This is a genomic window from Brochothrix campestris FSL F6-1037 (assembly GCF_000525915.1).
Classification (GTDB): domain Bacteria; phylum Bacillota; class Bacilli; order Lactobacillales; family Listeriaceae; genus Brochothrix; species Brochothrix campestris.
Map to the genome: position 1 here is coordinate 24,699 of NZ_AODH01000028.1, position 17,593 is coordinate 42,291.

17 protein-coding genes and 1 pseudogene are annotated in these 17,593 nt (G+C 39.9%); 15 read left to right on the forward strand and 3 right to left on the reverse strand.

Translation table 11 applies throughout. The features are described from left to right. From tnpB to BCAMP_RS06830, 3 genes and pseudogenes are all read right to left on the reverse strand, one after another. Positions 1–1,141: pseudogene (gene tnpB, locus BCAMP_RS06820) on the reverse strand (IS200/IS605 family element RNA-guided endonuclease TnpB). Positions 1,142–1,146: 5 nt separating this feature from the next. Further along, positions 1,147–1,554, reverse strand: a complete 408-nt coding sequence (gene tnpA, locus BCAMP_RS06825) for an IS200/IS605 family transposase (RefSeq protein WP_035314681.1) — start codon at positions 1,552–1,554, stop codon at positions 1,147–1,149. A 224-nt stretch (positions 1,555–1,778) separates the two neighbouring features. Beyond that, on the reverse strand, positions 1,779–2,597 hold the full coding sequence (locus BCAMP_RS06830) for a hypothetical protein (RefSeq protein WP_156921180.1): 819 nt from the start codon (positions 2,595–2,597) through the stop codon (positions 1,779–1,781). Between the two features lie 326 nt (positions 2,598–2,923). Here BCAMP_RS06830 and BCAMP_RS06835 point away from each other — a divergent pair, with 326 nt between their 5' ends. The 15 genes from BCAMP_RS06835 to BCAMP_RS13525 all read left to right on the forward strand — a co-directional run. Beyond that, a complete protein-coding gene (locus BCAMP_RS06835) occupies positions 2,924–3,487 on the forward strand; it encodes a DUF981 family protein (protein WP_198015733.1) in 564 nt (187 codons plus the stop codon). Between the two features lie 85 nt (positions 3,488–3,572). Beyond that, positions 3,573–6,149: a bacterial Ig-like domain-containing protein gene (locus tag BCAMP_RS06840; protein ID WP_051456940.1), complete on the forward strand. Its 2,577-nt coding sequence runs from the start codon at positions 3,573–3,575 to the stop codon at positions 6,147–6,149. A 240-nt stretch (positions 6,150–6,389) separates the two neighbouring features. Further along, on the forward strand, positions 6,390–7,022 hold the full coding sequence (locus BCAMP_RS12615; RefSeq protein ID WP_051456941.1) for a hypothetical protein: 633 nt from the start codon (positions 6,390–6,392) through the stop codon (positions 7,020–7,022). 29 nt (positions 7,023–7,051) lie between these two features. Beyond that, on the forward strand, positions 7,052–7,396 hold the full coding sequence (locus tag BCAMP_RS06850; protein WP_035314682.1) for a hypothetical protein: 345 nt from the start codon (positions 7,052–7,054) through the stop codon (positions 7,394–7,396). 125 nt (positions 7,397–7,521) lie between these two features. Beyond that, on the forward strand, positions 7,522–8,055 hold the full coding sequence (locus BCAMP_RS06855; protein WP_035314684.1) for a hypothetical protein: 534 nt from the start codon (positions 7,522–7,524) through the stop codon (positions 8,053–8,055). 18 nt (positions 8,056–8,073) lie between these two features. Beyond that, positions 8,074–9,813: a BspA family leucine-rich repeat surface protein gene (locus tag BCAMP_RS06860; RefSeq protein ID WP_035314685.1), complete on the forward strand. Its 1,740-nt coding sequence runs from the start codon at positions 8,074–8,076 to the stop codon at positions 9,811–9,813. Beyond that, the gene (locus BCAMP_RS06865) at positions 9,785–10,021 is read left to right on the forward strand and encodes a hypothetical protein (RefSeq protein WP_035314687.1); all 237 of its coding nucleotides are present in this window, start codon (positions 9,785–9,787) and stop codon (positions 10,019–10,021) included. Before BCAMP_RS06860 ends, BCAMP_RS06865 begins: the two co-directional genes overlap by 29 nt. Continuing rightward, positions 10,011–10,643: a bacterial Ig-like domain-containing protein gene (locus BCAMP_RS06870; protein WP_035314689.1), complete on the forward strand. Its 633-nt coding sequence runs from the start codon at positions 10,011–10,013 to the stop codon at positions 10,641–10,643. The genes BCAMP_RS06865 and BCAMP_RS06870 overlap by 11 nt, the downstream gene beginning before the upstream one ends. 551 nt (positions 10,644–11,194) lie before the next feature. Further along, positions 11,195–13,786, forward strand: coding sequence for a BspA family leucine-rich repeat surface protein (locus tag BCAMP_RS06875; protein WP_035314690.1), 2,592 nt, complete (start codon positions 11,195–11,197; stop codon positions 13,784–13,786). 102 nt (positions 13,787–13,888) lie between these two features. Further along, positions 13,889–14,206, forward strand: a complete 318-nt coding sequence (locus BCAMP_RS06880) for a hypothetical protein (RefSeq protein WP_035314692.1) — start codon at positions 13,889–13,891, stop codon at positions 14,204–14,206. A 126-nt stretch (positions 14,207–14,332) separates the two neighbouring features. Then, positions 14,333–14,572, forward strand: a complete 240-nt coding sequence (locus BCAMP_RS06885) for a hypothetical protein (protein WP_035314694.1) — start codon at positions 14,333–14,335, stop codon at positions 14,570–14,572. A 674-nt stretch (positions 14,573–15,246) separates the two neighbouring features. Beyond that, complete coding sequence (locus tag BCAMP_RS13850) at positions 15,247–16,470, forward strand: BglG family transcription antiterminator (protein ID WP_198015734.1); 1,224 nt, start codon at positions 15,247–15,249, stop codon at positions 16,468–16,470. 70 nt (positions 16,471–16,540) lie between these two features. Next, positions 16,541–17,149, forward strand: a complete 609-nt coding sequence (locus BCAMP_RS13855) for a PTS sugar transporter subunit IIB (protein WP_198015735.1) — start codon at positions 16,541–16,543, stop codon at positions 17,147–17,149. A gap of 35 nt (positions 17,150–17,184) precedes the next feature. Further along, positions 17,185–17,448 (forward strand): PRD domain-containing protein, encoded by a 264-nt coding sequence (locus BCAMP_RS06895; RefSeq protein WP_269479273.1) that lies wholly within the window; start codon positions 17,185–17,187, stop codon positions 17,446–17,448. 21 nt (positions 17,449–17,469) lie between these two features. After that, a partial coding sequence (locus BCAMP_RS13525) for an SFCGS family glycine-rich protein (protein WP_269479274.1) occupies positions 17,470–17,593 on the forward strand: 124 nt, incomplete at its 3' end.

Below are 17,593 nucleotides of genomic sequence, written 5' to 3' on the forward strand. Positions count from 1 at the left end.
CTAAGCTAACACTTGTAATCTTAGACCTTCGGTCAATATGTTTTTACTCGCATTGATATCTCTATCATGATTAGAATTACACTTACTACAAGTCCATTCACGAATGTGTAAGCCTTTTTTTTTCATCATTATTTCCACATTCAGAACAAATTTGACTTGATGGAAACCATTTATCAATCTTAACTATTTCTTTTCCATACCAGTCAGATTTGTATTGTAATTTAGATACAAACTCAGACCAAGACACATCAGAAATACTTTTAGATAATTTGTGACTTTTCAACATACCTTTAACATTTAAGTTTTCAATACAAATAATATCGTGGTTATTGATAATATCTGTACTCAACTTATTGAGAAAATCAGTACGTTGATTCATTACTTTTTCATGAAGTCTTGCGACTTTACATTTTTGTTTTTGATAGTTACTGGCTTCAAATAGTTGAATACCATTCTTCTTAGCCATTAATGCACGTCTTGATAACTTACGCTGTTCACGTTTGAGTTTCTTATCCATTTTAGAGGTAAACCTATTATTATTAATTTTTTGTCCATCCGAAAGGATAGCAAAATCAGTAATACCTAGATCAATACCTATTGAAGAATTTACTTTAGGTAGTTCATAGATTTCTTCTTCACATAGCAATGAAACAAAGTATTTACCACTTGGTCTACGTGAAATAGTAGCATTGATAATACGTCCTCTAAGCACTTTACTTTGTGAAAACTTAATGAGTCCCAATTTAGGCAACTTCAATTTCTTATTAACAATAGCAATATTATTATTTGTAAATTGAGTAGTATAGCTTTGAACTGGGTTCTTTTTACTCTTGAATTTAGGTCTAGCATTTTGCTTCTTAAAGAAACGAGAATAAGAATCTGCCAAATGCTTTAAAGAGGATTGAATAGCAATGCTATCCACTTCTTTCAACCATACTGTTTCTTCTTCTTTTTTCATCTTAGGAAGCATCGCAGAACAAGCGTTATATGTTAAACCTTTTCCAGTTTGAGTATATGTTTCATTCCATAAGCCCAGAAAATGATTATAGATGAAACGAGAGCAACCAATTGTTTTAGCAATAAGTATCTCTTGTTCTACATTGGGATAGATTCTAAACTTGTAGGCTTTGTGGCGTAGCATTGCATTCACCTCATTTCTTTTTTTTGACGTTGAATATATAGTTTAATCTGTTCTTCTGTATTTTCAATAACTGTGGCTACGAAGTAGCTAGGATTCCATAAGTGACCGCCCCATAATTGTGTTTTCAAGTCAGGATGTTTCTTAAATAGAAAACGAGCAGAGACGCCTTTCAAAGCTTTGACAATATTTGGGATGTAATGTTGTGGTCTACATTCAATTAGTAAATGAATATGGTCTTTATCTGACTCCATTTCTGTGATTGAAAACTCATTATCATATGCAATTTGTAACAAAATATGTTTCAAATCATCTTCTACTTTTCCACAGAGTATAGATCGTCGATATTTAACGCACCATACAAGATGGTACTGTATAGCATAGACATAACCACGTCCATAATGTACTTCTGACATAGGTTAATCACCTCATGAAAATTATAACCTATGTACAGATAGAGATGCTGTTAAAACAATATTTACATATTAGAATATAATAATATATGTCGGTTGATTGACACAGTAAAATACTGTGCCTCAACCGAAGCCGATTCATCTACACGACTAAAGTCGCGAGTGTTCTCCGCTAGTTAATAAAATAGCCCACCTATGTCTCTGGTTGACACGAGTGGGCGCATTCATTATTTCTTAAGTTTCAATCGTTTTTGATACGTCCGTTCTGTCATCGGCATGAATTTACCCGCAAAGGCATATTTATCACGATTTTTAATATAGAGCCACCCGAACACTGAGAAGACGAACGCGCCGACAAAGTTGACGAGTAGGTCCTTCATTGTATCGATAAGGCCTATATCTAAATATCCACCAGCAATGACTGTCTGGCTTAAGTTGTTCATATCGGTCCCTGAATAGATTTGGGTGTACTGAATATTATCAACCACCACGGGAATGTTTTGGCCATTCGGTTCTAAGGTGACGGTTGCAATCGACTGGACGATGCGATCCTTTTGCATATCCATTGCCATAAAAGTATCGACACCGTATTCGAAAAACTCCCAAAGCACGCCGATTGTCATCGAAAAACAAAAGGCTACGAGGGCAACAGACAGTGGTGATAAATTGATTTTAACGCTGTCGTGCCGGTTTAAAATATCGACAAGTGAGAAGCCAATCGCGGCACATAAAAAGCCATTAAGTGTATGCAACATCGTGTCCCAATGGGTAAATGTGCCATAAAAATTATGAATTTCACCAAGTATTTCAGACGAAAAAATAAACAATAAGATGACAATTTGCATCGCCTTTGGTATATGTATTTTTAATTGACGTTCAACAATGGTCGGTAGCGTAAACAGCATTAGCGTTAAGGCACAGAGAAAAACATTATGCCAATTACCGATAAAGATTTGTCGAATCAAGGTCACGGTCACTAAAATGTTCAAAATGAGCGGTATTGTCAACGCATGATGCGTGACTCTTTTAAAGCGAGTTTGTTTCAAAATATCATCTCCTTAGTCTTATCCCAACTTTCAGTATAACATTTTTGCGTACTGGAAAGCAGTTGTTTTCTGAAAATAAAAGTTGGAATGATAGTTCTTTCATTTTCTTACACTTTCATCCTTAACTATTTATAAAGTAAGAAAAACGGTAATTCCTTTGACAAATGACAATAGAAAAAGTTATGGTGAAAATGGAGGTGGGTGTATGTCAATCGCATGGGCATCGACACAGGTTTACACTACACTAATGACTATCTCTGCTGGTTGCGGGTTACTGCTCATTGTACAAGTGATGCAACAATTGGCAGCGGGTACGTTACGAAATCTTGAGGGCTGGTCTTTGGCGTTTTTTTGTACCAGGCCTACTCTTAGTTATTACTGGTCTACACATGACGTTAACATGGCCGTTAGCAAAGATTGGTTATGCTTATGCTGCTATTATTTTCGGCGAGCCGTCACTCGTATTTGGCATACTGCTGTTAGTGCTCAGTTGGCATTTGTGGCGCACACGATTACTGCGACCAACGACTTACAAAATTGCTCTCATTGCAAAAATGCTACCGCAGCGTTTGTTTATTGTCAGTCTGGGCGGTGTGTTACTTGCCATCGCAGTTGCTGGGGTCACATACCGCTTATTTGCCGCGTCTGCAGCAGAACCGTTGATGAGTCTCTTTGCTAACTACTCTTGGATTGAATCTTGGTTCATCTCGTTGCTTTATGCCGGTATCAGCGTGTTTGCCTTGCTGTTGCCAATTTGTCTCAATGAGCAATTAGAGGGTCAGTTAACCACACAGGTCATCAAGTTAGCCAAGGTAATTGGCGTTATCATTGTTTTATTTGGCATCATGAATTATTTCACACACATTGGGTCAATCGTTCATACACAGTAGACCCCTTGCCCAGGTGGTCGACACAGCACTCAGCTCTACCGTAAGACCAACAATCAGGTTAATACGATATTGAGGGGGGAATTTTGTGGAAACAGGACGTAGCTTTAAATGGTTAGTGGTAGTAACGTTGTTCATTTCATTAGTGATGGCACCATTCAGTGCACCGGTCAAAGCCGAGACGCGTGAAGAGCCAGCGACGAGTGAACAGCAGCCAACGAGTAATGATGAGGTGATTGAGGAAGAAGCGGCGCCCGAAAGCGTGGGTGAAGAGCCAGCACAGCCTCATGAACCAGTCATCGAAGCGAGTGAATCTGAGCCAGCGCCAGTGGATATCATTGAAGAGCCCGAGGTAACGGAGTCAACCATAGAAGCAAGTGTTGCAAATGAACAACCACAGGTCAGTCAACCAGACCAAGCAGTGAAACAAACGAGTGCAGAAGCGGTCGGTAAAATTACCGTGCAATATAAAGAGAGTGGCAGTGGCAAAGTGTTAGAGGCGGACAAAGTCATTGCTGATGAGAATGCTAAAATCGGCGATCCATTTTCAGTAACCGCCGCTGCAATTGCCAACTATCTAGCCAAAGAGGTTGAAGTCGATGGCGTGAAACAAGACGGTTTGGCAGTAACAGGAAAATATACAGCGACAGCACAGACGATTGTTTATTATTATGTCGCTAACCAAACAGCCATTTTCGTAAAGGATATCACCTTGCATACCGGTGATAAATGGGAGGCAGCTGACAGTTTTGTCTCTGCTATTAATGAAGAAGGCAACGCATTAACGCTTGCCGATTTAACAGTCACTGGCTATGTGTCGACCGATAAAGCCGGCAGCTATAAAGTGACCTATCACTATGGTGGCATTGAAGCAATTGCAACCATTACCGTTGTTCAAAGTCAGGCATTAATCGATGCTAAAAACAGCGTCCTTTATATTGGAGATAAATGGGAACCGGCCGATAATTTTATTGGTGCAACCGATAAGGATGGCAAAGTGATTCCATTCGAACAAATCTCAATTGAAGGCACTGTTGATACGACGAAAGCGGGAGAATATAGCATAAAATATATCACAGCTGATAATGTGAGCATTACAATTACTGTTACTGTCAAAGCTGATGAATCTGTCTTTGAATTAAAAGACAGCACGCTCTACTTGGGCGATAAGTGGCAGGCAGAGGATAACTTTGTGAAGGCGTTTGATAAGGATGGTAAAGAGATTGCCTTCGCAAGCATTAAAGTTGAAGGAACCGTCGATACAGCCAAAGAAGGAAGCTACCAAGTAACCTACACGGCGCCTGACGGTCAAACGGCAACGATTACGGTCACAGTGGTCGTTAACCAAGCCACGCTCGTTGTCAAAGATAGTAGCCTTTACGTGGGTGATAAGTGGGAAGCAGCTGATAACTTTGTGTCGGCTACCGATAAAGATGGCAATGTAATTGCTTTTGAAAAAGTGACGGTGACAGGTGAAGTTGACCTCACCAAAGAAGGGCTCTACAAAGTAACCTACGCGACAGCAACTGGTGAAACAGCGATTGCATCCATCACTGTCATTGCTAACAAAGCTAGTATCGAAGCAAATAATAGCATCGTCTATGTCGGCGATAAATGGCAGGCAGAAGATAATTTTGTATCGGCAACGAATAAAGAGGGTGAAGCAATTACGTGGCCACATATATCAGTGCAAGGGACAGTCGACACGACCAAGGTTGGTGACTACCCAATCACGTATATTACACCTGATGGCATTAAGTTGACGATTATTGTCACTGTCAAAGTCGATGCGTTTAAATTTGAGGTAAAAGACAGTGTTATTTATACGGGTGATGTGTGGTTGCCGGTAGATAACATTGTAACTGCCCTCGATAAAGAGGGTGAAGTCATTCCGATGACAGACATTAAAGTAGATGGGACGGTTAACTCACTTGAAAAAGGGGTATATACGGTTACGTATACGATTGGTGAATTGAGCGAAACAGCTACAATTACCGTTAAAAAGAACCGGTCGTCATTGAATGTGCAAAATACCTTCTTATTTGTCGGTGATGAGTGGGATTTAGCTGATAACTTTGTATCAGCTACCGCTAAAGACGGCAGTGTCTTAACGTTGGATCAAATCGATGTGGAAGGCAGTGTCGACACGACGAAGATCGGCTCAAATAAACTGATCTTCACCTCGCCAGCGGGCTTAACTCGGACGGTGTTTGTGACCGTGTTTGCCAGCGGTGAAGTGAATCTAGCATCATTAGAGGCACACGATAGCACGCTTGTTGTTGGTGATGAATGGCAGGCTATGGATAACTTTGATTACGCGACTGACAGCGAGGGCAAAGCAATTGCCTTTGCAGACATTAACGTAAGTGGGGCAGTGGATTCAGCGGTAGTCGGTGCGTATCCAATCACATATGAGAGCCCAACCGGACTGCAAAAAACAATTACTGTCACTGTGATAGAAGAAGCGGGCGAATCAGAGCCACAACCAGAGCCAGGACCAACACCGACACCACCGAAAGGACCAAATGGCGGCCAGAACAAGCCGAGCGATAGCAAGAAGAAATTACCGAAAACAGGTGATGCAGCATCAACTGCGCCACTTGCAATGGGGATGTTTGCGACAGCACTGGCATTGTATGTAGTGTCACGTCGGAAAAAAAGTTAAGCACCACAGTAAACAACCAGTAAGATAAGGTAACTATAGCGACACGCTCGAACCAGTCACTTAGCCGTGGCTGGTTTTTTTCTGCAGAGGCTTCTTTTTTTTTGTCAAATCCACGTCGTTCTAAGGAAAAAACATAAAAGACAGTTTGATCAAGCAGATGTTATTCTTACGTTAAGTTGTTAAGAGGACGACAAACCTTTTTAATAACCAACAAAAAATAAGAGGAAGAAGGCGTAATGAATGAAAAAAGGTTTACAAGCATGTGCAGCCGCAGTTTTAGTAGGAACAATGGTAGTTGGAGCAGGAACATCAGTTTTTGCCTACGAAGGGCAAGATGTTGTTGGTGAGAACGCCGCATCGATTCAAACAAAAGGATTACTCGGTAACAGTGATAACACGGATCCAGGTGAAACGTTACCAGAGGGAAGCGATAAGTGGATTAATGTTACCCTACCGACTGCCGTAGTTTTCAACTCTGATGAAACAACTGACAACAAAACAATCACGTCACCTTCGAACTACCAAGTAATGAACAACTCAGGTCGTGGCGTTAAAGTATCACTCACATCATTTGATACAACTTCAGGCCATGAAGCGTTAACTAAATTAACTTTAGCACCAGCGGGTAACGGTCAACAAATTCCAGCAGTTGATTTAATTGGGGGAGAAGAACCAACCAACGTGACATTAGCTGACTTAGCAGCTGCACAAGGTGATACAAAAGATTACTTCAACTTCAAATTCACTGGTGATGTTGATACGTCACTCTTACCGACAATTGATGCCGAGCAACAAAGTCAAAAAGTCGAGTATAACATGGTCTTGAAATTCCAGTCGCTTGATTTAAACGGTAACACAGTGCCGCAGTCATAGGCCGACAAAGCAGAGAAAGGAGCTAAGCCATGAAAATTTGGAAACGAGTGCTGCTTTTATTACTCGTAGGCTATGCTTTCTCACCGATATGTTCAGTCGCGGCGAGTCAAACATCGGCCAATCAAACGGTGCAAATTAGTGGCGTGATTGGCTCACCAGCTAAAGCGCCCCCACAGCTTGCTGGTCATCAGGGAACGCCACAAAAAACCGATGAGTTGACCGTGCATACGACCATCAAACCAACCGGCACACTTCCAAAAACCGGGCTTGTTTACTCATTATATGTCTTTCTCAGTGGCTTCATTGTTGTAGCAAGCGCACTTGTGTGGTTGGTAGTGAAAGAACGACAAACATTTGGTGAAACACAGTGTTAAAGCCATGCGTTAATTAGACTCATACAACGTGTAAGTCCATAGCACACACCTATGGGCTTACATCCTTTTGATTATAACGAAGACAAACAAAACAATGAATGAAACCACTAAAGAAGGAGCTAATAATGACTGAACTAATCGATGAACAGGTACGCAACCGTAAAAAACGATTGAAAATAGTGAGCATTATCGGACTTGTTTTACTAATCGCCGTGAGCATTACAATGTATCAATTATTAAAGGATGCCGACAATGTCGAAATAATTGCCGGTGATTTTTTACCCGCTAATAAAGATGCTACGAAAGCGCAAAAAAAGGCCGCAGCCTCGGCAAAGGTTGATGCATCGAATTTCACCTTAAGCATTTACCCCGAAGCGGTTTATTCTGAAGGATCGGCGAAAGCAGGTTCGTTACAAATCCGCAACGATGCCAGCAATGCCTATCCCATCAATGTGAAAATTCGCCTCGATGCGAGTGGATTAGTCGTTTATGAGTCTGGAGCGATTCAGCCGGGCTATGAAGTGAAAAACGTACCGCTCGATGAGAAAGTAACGAAAGGTGAATACGAGGCGACAGCCGAAGTCGATATTTTCGACCCGAAAACGAAGGAAAAGCAGGGAAGTGCCCAAGCAGGTGTCAGTTTGAGTATTAAAAAATAAGCAGAGGGAGGGAATTCAATGAAAAAGTGGCCGATTGTGACACTAGCTGTTCTTATTATTAACAGTAGCTTACCGCTTTTAGCTGTCGAAACTGCAACAGCTCGTTCAATCGCAACGAATGGGACAACCGAGGCGGTCAGTTCCTTAGTTACAGATTTATCAGCAATCGAAGAAACAACCACAAAACGACTTGAAAGTGATATGGCATCTAGCAATCGACCAGATTCGCAGCAGCTTGCTGATACGACCGAAACAGCATCGTCGCTTGACAGTACGACTGAGTCTAGTACTAGCAGTGAAACAACCACTGCGAGTGAGTCGAGTGAAAACGAGGCAACACGACCGCAAACCGTTTCTGCTAAACCGGACATAAATGCAGCTGAAACGAATGAAGAAGCACCATTCGTTGCTAGAACAATACCGACAGCTGAAAAAAACCCAAAGGAGGGGTCATATGCTAATGGCAATTGGGGCGGATACGGTAGTGGTGGTACGAGGTTCACTTACTACTTTGATACAAGGGAACTCGTTATCGATGCCGGTTATGTTCCGAGCATGCATCCTCAAGCAGTGCCATGGTTGGGTCACCATGATGTTAAAAAAATCACCTTTAACGGACCGTTGACGTATGATAAAACGAGTATTTTAAATCGTTTACTAACAGGTTTTTTTAAGGATTTGCAAGATGTCACTACAATTAATGGGCTACAGTACTTTGATATGTCAAATGTGACAGCGATGAATGAAATGTTCAAAAACTGCTATCATCTCAAAAAATTAGATTTATCCTCATGGGATACGCAAAATGTTAGCTTTTTTAATGATATGTTCAACGGTTGCTTGGAGCTAGCGGACCTTCAAATTGCCAACTTTGATATTTCATTAGGGAGTCAATTTCAAAACATGTTCAATCACTGTGACCTGTTGACTGATCTTGACATCTCAAACTGGAAGGGTGTTTTTCCGAAGACGATTTTTGTTGATAAGATGTTTTCGAGTCTCAAAAATTTAAACAGTATTAGCCTTCCGAGTGGCGAGCAATTGGAAATCAATGCCGATTTACCGTTTATTGCTCCGAATGAAGTATACACGGGTAAATATTCGAGTACTGCTAAGCCAACTTTAGTCTATTCAAGAACTCAGTTGTTAGGAAGTCACACGCGCGAGGCCGGTGTGTATGTTGCTAATAAACAATTATATGGTGTGAGAGTCACTTATACGGATGAAAATGACCATAGTATTCGTTCGAGTCAAACAATACTCGGTTATTATCACGATCCGTATGACGCAACAACACCTGAGTATCAGTTAACGCTACCGGGCTATACGTTGGTGGGTATTCCTAAGAACACGACAGGGATACTTGATAATAGTGTCAAATCAGTCGATTATATTTATCGCAAATTCGTTACACCTGTGGTCGAAACAAACGACAGTGTGATGTATGCAGGACAAACGTATGATGCCAAGGTTAACTTCGTTAAAGGCACCGATCATCTCGGTAACGCATTAGCATGGAATAACCCGGGGCTCACCGTGGGCGGCGATACCGTTGATACACAAACACCAGGTGTCTATCATAAAACCCTGACCTATAAATTTGAGAAGGCTGAAACGGTCACGTCATCTTATACCGTCACCGTTAAAGCCGATCAAACAGCAGCCAACTTACAAGACGTTAAACTGTATGTCGATGATAAATTCGATGCCAATGCTCCACTAAAAAAAAGTGGTCGATCAAGATGGTCAAGCGATTAACGCACAAGACGTCTATAAATATTTTATTGATGGTGTTGAAACAAAAAAATTAAACACCAATAAACCGGGGGAACATACTGTGCGTGTTCAATTAAAAAAAGCGAATGGTGCGATTATCGATAGTGCGAAACCAGATGCGGTTGTGCGTGTCCACGAAGATAAAACGAGCATCGTAGCAAAAAAAAGTAACGTTATATGTGGGAGATAACTATGATCCAGCCGATGGTTTTGTGAGTGCCACCAATGCCGATGGTGAATCGCTCCCATTTAGTAGTGAGATGAGTTGGGTTGCTAATAACGCAATGATTGATACATCTGTTGCAGGTGATTATGTTGTTATTTATGGTTTACCTAATCACAATGGAGATATCGTTAAAACAATAACTGAAGTCATTGTTAAAGACCCAGCCGATGAGATTGATGTGACGATTCCGACGGCGATGTTGTTTGCTAACACCGAAAATAATGGTGTCGCTAAGCAAATCGAATCACGTGACTATCAAATTACAAATAATTCCTTCGAAAAAGGCGTCAATGTCGAACTCGCCGCCTTCAACTTCGAAGAAACGAACGGACTTAGCTTCTTGAAAACTGATGACGAAGACCCGATGGCAGAGAGTAACAGCCTGCGGTTGAATTTAAAGGCTGAAGGTAGCGCGGTCATTCAATCCTTAAATGAAACAACTAAGAACGTTTCGATTGGAACAATCAAGCCGGAAGAAACACTCACAATTGCATTTGACGGCGACTATTTTGGTTCAACCCAAGAAGGCGTCAAAACAACCATCAGCCAAGAAATGGTACTGAAATTCAATTTGATTAGAGAATAAAAGTGAAATCAGCGCGTTCAATTTCGAAGATATTGGAAGTGAAAAGGTCATCGACTATTTTCCGTCGATACTTTTCCACTGAAATATCACAGAAATTAGCTGATTGAACTGGAAAAATAAAAGTGAAATCAACCTGCTGGAACTGTATAAGTCAGACCTACTAAAGCCATGTTTTGCATCTCTTTTAGAGTCACACATTAGCTGTGGCTTTTTTTTGCGGGCAAGCACTTTTATTTTAGTTAATTAACAACCATGAGCGCGAAAAAATGAAAAAGATATCGACAAGAAGACATGTTAAATTAAACTTAAGTTATTAATAAGTGTCACATCAACTTTTAATAATCATTCAATAGAACAAATGGGGTGATTAACGCATACGATCGATTTCGATGACAGCAATTAAAGAGTAAACACACTAAGTTTGCGTTTTAGCAGTCGTCCTAGTTAAGCAAACGGTGTAAAACAACAGATGATAACCTAGTTAAGGCACTGTCTCACAACATCATAATGAAACGGACATCAAAAGATGACTAAAAAAGGAGAATAGCAGAATGAAAAAGTGGACAATTGTGACACTAATAACACTTATAATCAACCTCAGTTTACCACTGTTTTCTGTTATGACGACCATAACAGAAGCGGCAGAAAGGACAACAATAAATGATACGGAGACAACCGTGAGCCCATTTGTGACTGAAGTCAATCAAACGGAGGCAACGTCTGCCACTATGATTGAAGAAAGTCAAAGGGCAGCGTCAGCCCCCGATACAACTACGAGTGACCCAACGATAACAGAAAACGCACCGAGTGAGAGTCGCACCAGTGAATCAACTCAGGCGCTAAACGAGCCAACCGAAACGTTAGAAACAATAACTGAACCTAGTAGTGAAGCTTCAACCTCGACTGAGGTGAAAACAGAAGTCGGCGAGGATGGCAAAACGAGGAGTTACACGGAAGGCTATTGGGGTTACACAACCTACCGTTATTATATCGAGACGCAAGAGATCGAAGTCTTTGGTGGAAGTGTTCTTTATATCTTTGCCAACCAAACGCCTTGGTTCAAACATAAAGATGTTAAAAAAATCACGATTAGAGGCCCAATCCATTATGATACATCGTATGACAAAAACTTGTATTTAAATGACTTATTTGCAGGTTTAACGCAGCTAACTGCGATTGAGGGACTCGAATACATCGATATGTCGAGCGTGAAAAGCATGAAAGGCATGTTTAGCACGTGTCGTAAGTTAACAGAGCTGGATCTATCATCGTGGGACACACATTCAGTGCAAGATTTTTCGTACATGTTCAATGGGTGTGAACGATTAAAATCAATGGATTTATCAACCTTCAATACATCGAAGGCGACCGATTTCTCGTATATGTTTTTTGCAGATACCGCTATTGAAAGTCTTAATTTAGCCAACTTTGACATCTCTAAGGCGACCGCATTTATAGGTATGTTTGAGAGATGTCGCAAACTTGATACAGTCGATTGTTCTAATTGGCAGGGGGTACGTGCAGATAATGCGAATACGATCGATATCTTCAAAGAGAATGATCGCCTTGACAGCATTCAACTTCCGGCCGGTAGTCAATCAAGTTTTAAGGCTGAGATACCTCTCCAGGCGGATGTTATCACATATAATGGCAAGTGGGTAAATGGTGATAACATCACAGAAATTTATAGTCGAGAAGAGCTGTTAGGTCAAACAGATCGAACAGCGGGGCATTACTACCGAATGAAAAATGCTTATGAAGCTAAAGTGAAGTACGTTGATGAAAACCACCAACCAATCAGTGAAGAAAAAACAATTCGAGGTAGTTTGAGTGCGAATTACGATGTATCGACACCTGAATACCAATTAGATATACCAGGCTACACCTTTGAAGGCGTACCCGAGAATGCAACGGGTCACTTTACGATTTTCACCAAACCAATTATTTATCGTTATGCGGCCTTTATAACACCCGTAATTGAAACAACAGACAGTAGCTTGTATCAAGGCCAAGCGTTTGACGCAACCGCTAACTTTATAAAGGGTACAGATCACCTCGGGCAACCGCTAACACTTGATAATCCGGCCCTCACCTTAGGTGGCGATACGGTCGATCCAAATACCCCAGGCGAATACCACCAAACATTAACATACGAATTTAAAAATGCTGAAACAGTCGTATCAGAGTACACAGTAACTGTATTGCCAGATCAAACAACAGCTGCGTTACAAGATGTTCGCTTATTTATCGGTGATACCTTTGATGCCAATGCCCCCTTTAAACAGGTCGTTGATAAAGATGGTAAGGCGATTTTAGCTGATAAAGTCGACCATTATTTTATTGACGACATCGAAAGTCGTACAATCGATACGAGTAAAACTGGTGAGCATACCGTTCGCATTCAATTGCAAAAAGCCAATGGTGATATTTTAGAGAGCGACAAACCGGATGCAGTTGTTAGAGTCAAAAATGATGAGACTGCCATTGAGGCACAATCGATTGATGTGTATCTCGGAGAAGAATATAATCCTGCTGCCGGTTTTATTAGTGCAACGAATGCAGACGGCGAAACACTCTCATATACGAGTGATATGAGTTGGACAGAAAATGGCAAGCCGATTGATACGACCGTCGCTGGGAGCTATCAAGTCACCTATGGTATTCGTGATCATAACGGTAAGATGGTCGAATGTCATACCGAAGTGACGGTGAAAGATCCCGTTGCCGATATCAACGTGACGATTCCGACCGCGATGTTGTTTGCTAATACTGAAAATGAAGGACTTGCAAAAACAATCGCGTCAAATCCTTACCACATTATCAATAACTCACCAAAAATAGCTATTAATGTGGCAGTGAGTGCCTTTGATGCGGTCGAAACGAATGGATTGACCCTGTTAGGGGCAGACGAACCAGACCCGCAGGTTGAGAGCAATAGCCTCAGACTTGCTTTGAAAGCGGATGGGACAGAAGTTATTTCATCACTGACAGAGGCGACCACCAATGTTTCGATTGCCACCCTTAACCCGACTGACCAGCTGACATTAACCTTTGGTGGTAACTACTTCGGTTCTGCGAAACAAGGTGTAAAAACCGAAATAAAGGATAAAATGATATTGAAATTTAATGTGATGAGAGATTAAAAGTGAAATCAGCTTACCAAAGAATGTATCAAGCAAAAGCCTTCCTCAGCTAGAGGGGGGCTTTTGCTCGTTTAAGAAGAACAACAAGAAGGGGGGGAATCAATGCCCTATGTCGAAAGAGCTTGTCACAGTATCAGAATGACTCAAAGAAGAAAAAAACAATACAGTCCGGTAATGAAACAGAACATCAACAAGGTGTTTGATCGAACGGGGATGAAATGGAACCTTGTAAATGCCAACGACAACGCTAAAGTGATGGAAGTGATTCAGCGTCAAGACGGACGCGCAACGAGCTATTTGCAACATGCAAATTACGACAATCAACGCATTATGACATGCTTTTCGATGAAAATCGCCCATGATGTCGCGATTGTTTATGCGGATGAACCGTATATTATGGCAGTGATGAGCAAAAATTAGGTCGGTTACGAAAAAAGAGCAGTCGTATCACGCGACGTTTATAAAATATTGAAATAAGCTTGTTTGCGATATAAATCACACGTGAGTTATGGTATATTAGCAGTAATGTACCAAGGAGGATTTTAGATGGATAATAAGATGTTTCCGTATACTGCGTTACTCGCTTCAGCATTAATTTATATTTCAATGATTGTTTCATTCTTAAATGAGAAAAGAGGATTGGGGTTTCCGGTTTGGATACAAATCTTTTTGCTCGTGGCTTTCATTGCGGCCATCATGGATAGCTATGAACGTAAAAACAAACCGTTTATGGTGTTGTTTGCCTTGTCGTTTAGCCTCATTGTGATGAGCATCTTTATGCATTAAAGCGAATAAAAGCAACATATTAGAAAAAAAGGCAGTGACGCCAACGCGTCGCTGCCTTTTTTAGTCTGATTTTTTTGTCCAGAGTAGTAATAAATACACACATAAAAAGAATAACAGTGCAATAAAGTTTACGAGTAAGCCAGGAACAGCAAAGCCGAAACTAAAAAAAATGATTGTACAGTAAAAAAAGCGCCGGTAAGAATACTACCGATCAATGTGATTTTAACCATGACTCAACCTGCTTTCTAAAAGAGATAACTATCATTAATATAACATATTCAGAGAGAATAAATAAATATCAGTTATGATAACGTTTTGAAAGGGAGTGAAGGTCTCAAAAAAAAGTATCTGAAATGTCATATTTTGAAAAACATTGAAATAGTTGAGATAATCGTAAAAAATAGTATGGAAATATTGTGAAAAGTGCAGTGAAAGTTATCCTGTAAGAAAAGAAAATTGTGAAAGAGAAATAGCGTCATATAAAGATTTTCAGCAAAAGAACAACAAAAAAAAAGAAAACTTAGTCCGTCGATTATCTTTCATAAATGCAAGGCAACTCGATGTGATACACCTATTTGCACGATAATAAGTGCAATTAAATAGTATTGTATTAATGCAAGTGGTGTCCTATATTGGAAGTAGAGTGATATCACTAAAACAATAGAGGTGCAAAAATGCAACTTTCAAAACGAGAAATCAATATAATGTTAACTTTGATTGATACGGCCGCGCCCGTGACAACTGCATCATTAGCAGAACAGTTCAATCGAAGTGTGCGCAGCATTAAATATGATTTAGATAATCTTCGGACATGGTTAAAAATGAAAGAGCTTACAATTCGAACGAGACGTAATAAAGGAATCTGGATTGAATGGTCGGAATCCACCAAATTAGCTATAAAAAATGAACTGCTTCATGTTGAACGCAACGATCTATATCCTGATCAAACAAATCGAATTTATCGCTTGATTTTATGGTTATCGTTAGCAGATACACCGCTAACATCAAATGAGATGGCAGAAGCCTTAAAAGTATCACGCAATACCATTATTGCCGATTTAGATAAAATGGATTTTTTACTTTTAAAATATGCAGTAACACTCGACCGAAAAAATCATTATGGGTTTAAGTTAGTCGGTGACGAAGCAAATGTTCGCCATTTGATGGAGGCTGTTATTCAAAAAAGCTTAACTGATTATGATGTTTATTATTTAATGCAAATTGTTGTTAATCAAGAAGATAGTAACCCGACAAATACGTATGGCATGCCTCCCAAGATGGCAGCGGTTTTCAATGAAACCCTCCAGGCCATCGCTAAACTTATGGATAAGGAAATGCTTGATAAATTCAATTATAGTGAGCTACTAGCCATTATCTTACGAGTTTGTATTGCAACCATCCGGTTGAAAAACAACCGTACGATTAACAGTTACCGTATTCTTTCACAACAAACAATGCATGAAATAAAAGCTGAACTGCCATTTCTGTTAATGAAAAAAGTTTTTTACCACTATCAGTTTCCCTTTTTGGAAGATGAATACATTTATATTTTCAGCGATGTTTTAACTTCCAAAAAAGATGAAAATATTGCAGAACTGACCACGGCATTAATTGATGAGGTTAGCGAAAAAGAACAGTTACCCTTTAATAAGGATAAGCAGCTATTTAACAATTTATTCGCCCATTTGTCGTTACGACTCCATAAAAAACATGTTTTCGTCAACGAATACAATCCATTTGTTGATGATATAAAATCAAAATACGCCAAACTTTTCAGACATATTAAGGTGGTTTCAGAACGGCAAATAGATGACGCGACAATCTTTGTGAATGATTCTTTCATTTCCTATATTGCACTTCATTTTTTAGTAGCTTACGAAAAAAATAAAGCCGCGTAACGATACTGTTACCGTCGTCTATATTTGTTCGACGGGATTAGGTGTAACAAATTTAATACAACAAAAAGTGATGGAAGAAGTCCCAAATATTGAACTGATTAGTTTTGCCTCAGTCTTAAAAGCGCAAAAAGTGATTAGAGATACACAGCCAGATTTAGTTATAAGTATCTTTCCATTAGATAAAATTGAAAGTACTTTTGTCAAAGTACATCCCTTGCCAACACCGAGGGATATTGAAAATATAAAACTGAAGGTAACTGAAATATTATCAGGTCGATTAAATCAGAAAAAACCACCAAAACTGGTGGTCAGAAAACAAATTGCTAATAAAAACGGGGTAGAAGATATTAGCCGAGACTTATTATTAGCAGCTTTCATTGTTCAGAATGAACTGAAGAACTATTTTACAGCACGGATACAAGTTGGTTATGAAGAATCGTTTCTATTACATGTGATGATGATGGTGCATCGCATTCAGTTTGAGTCACAATATGAAAATGCTGGCTTTGAGGAAGTAGCTATCTTAATGAAACATAAAACAGATGTAATGAAAATCGAACAGATTATGGCAGCTAATAAGTTAGTCATCAATCGGGCTGAAATAATTGCCTTATTACAGTATGTAACACTGAAGGAGGAAATTAATGATAATTCCCAAAGAAGCACAGATGGTAATTAATCAGAGTGACTACCGTCTACAAACGCAAAAAAATTGTGGAATATACCCTCAATGAACTTGAAAAGGCAGAACTTAAGATGTCAGAACTTCAAATTGTTATTTTAGTGAATCATCTGGAAGCAATGATTACTCGAGCTGAAAATGGTGAAGCAGTGATGCCAGTTGATGCTAATTTATTCACTGAGGTATCGCAACGTTCACTTAATTTAGCAGAGCAAGTGGTCGAAACGATTGGTCAATTAGCCAAGGACGAGCTCTATTTATTATCGATTCATTTTGAAACGGCAGCACAAAACTAAAAATTAGAGGAGGAAATTAAAATGATTACAGTAGTTATTGCAGATCGATTAGGAAAAGGACAAAATGTTGCAAAGGGTGTTGAGGCCGCGGGTGGTCGTGCAGTAGTAGTTCCAGGTATGGGAGCAGATATGCGTCTTGGTGATG

Bases quoted from the DNA above. Each gene is read 5' to 3' on its own strand.
- tnpA (WP_035314681.1), bottom strand. From the start codon at position 1,554: ATGTCAGAAGTACATTATGGACGTGGTTATGTCTATGCTATACAGTAC.
- BCAMP_RS12615 (WP_051456941.1), top strand. From the start codon at position 6,390: ATGAAAAAAGGTTTACAAGCATGTGCAGCCGCAGTTTTAGTAGGAACA.
- BCAMP_RS06850 (WP_035314682.1), top strand. From the start codon at position 7,052: ATGAAAATTTGGAAACGAGTGCTGCTTTTATTACTCGTAGGCTATGCT.
- BCAMP_RS06855 (WP_035314684.1), top strand. From the start codon at position 7,522: ATGACTGAACTAATCGATGAACAGGTACGCAACCGTAAAAAACGATTG.
- BCAMP_RS06860 (WP_035314685.1), top strand. From the start codon at position 8,074: ATGAAAAAGTGGCCGATTGTGACACTAGCTGTTCTTATTATTAACAGT.
- BCAMP_RS06875 (WP_035314690.1), top strand. From the start codon at position 11,195: ATGAAAAAGTGGACAATTGTGACACTAATAACACTTATAATCAACCTC.
- BCAMP_RS06880 (WP_035314692.1), top strand. From the start codon at position 13,889: ATGCCCTATGTCGAAAGAGCTTGTCACAGTATCAGAATGACTCAAAGA.
- BCAMP_RS06885 (WP_035314694.1), top strand. From the start codon at position 14,333: ATGGATAATAAGATGTTTCCGTATACTGCGTTACTCGCTTCAGCATTA.
- BCAMP_RS13850 (WP_198015734.1), top strand. From the start codon at position 15,247: ATGCAACTTTCAAAACGAGAAATCAATATAATGTTAACTTTGATTGAT.
- BCAMP_RS13855 (WP_198015735.1), top strand. From the start codon at position 16,541: ATGGAAGAAGTCCCAAATATTGAACTGATTAGTTTTGCCTCAGTCTTA.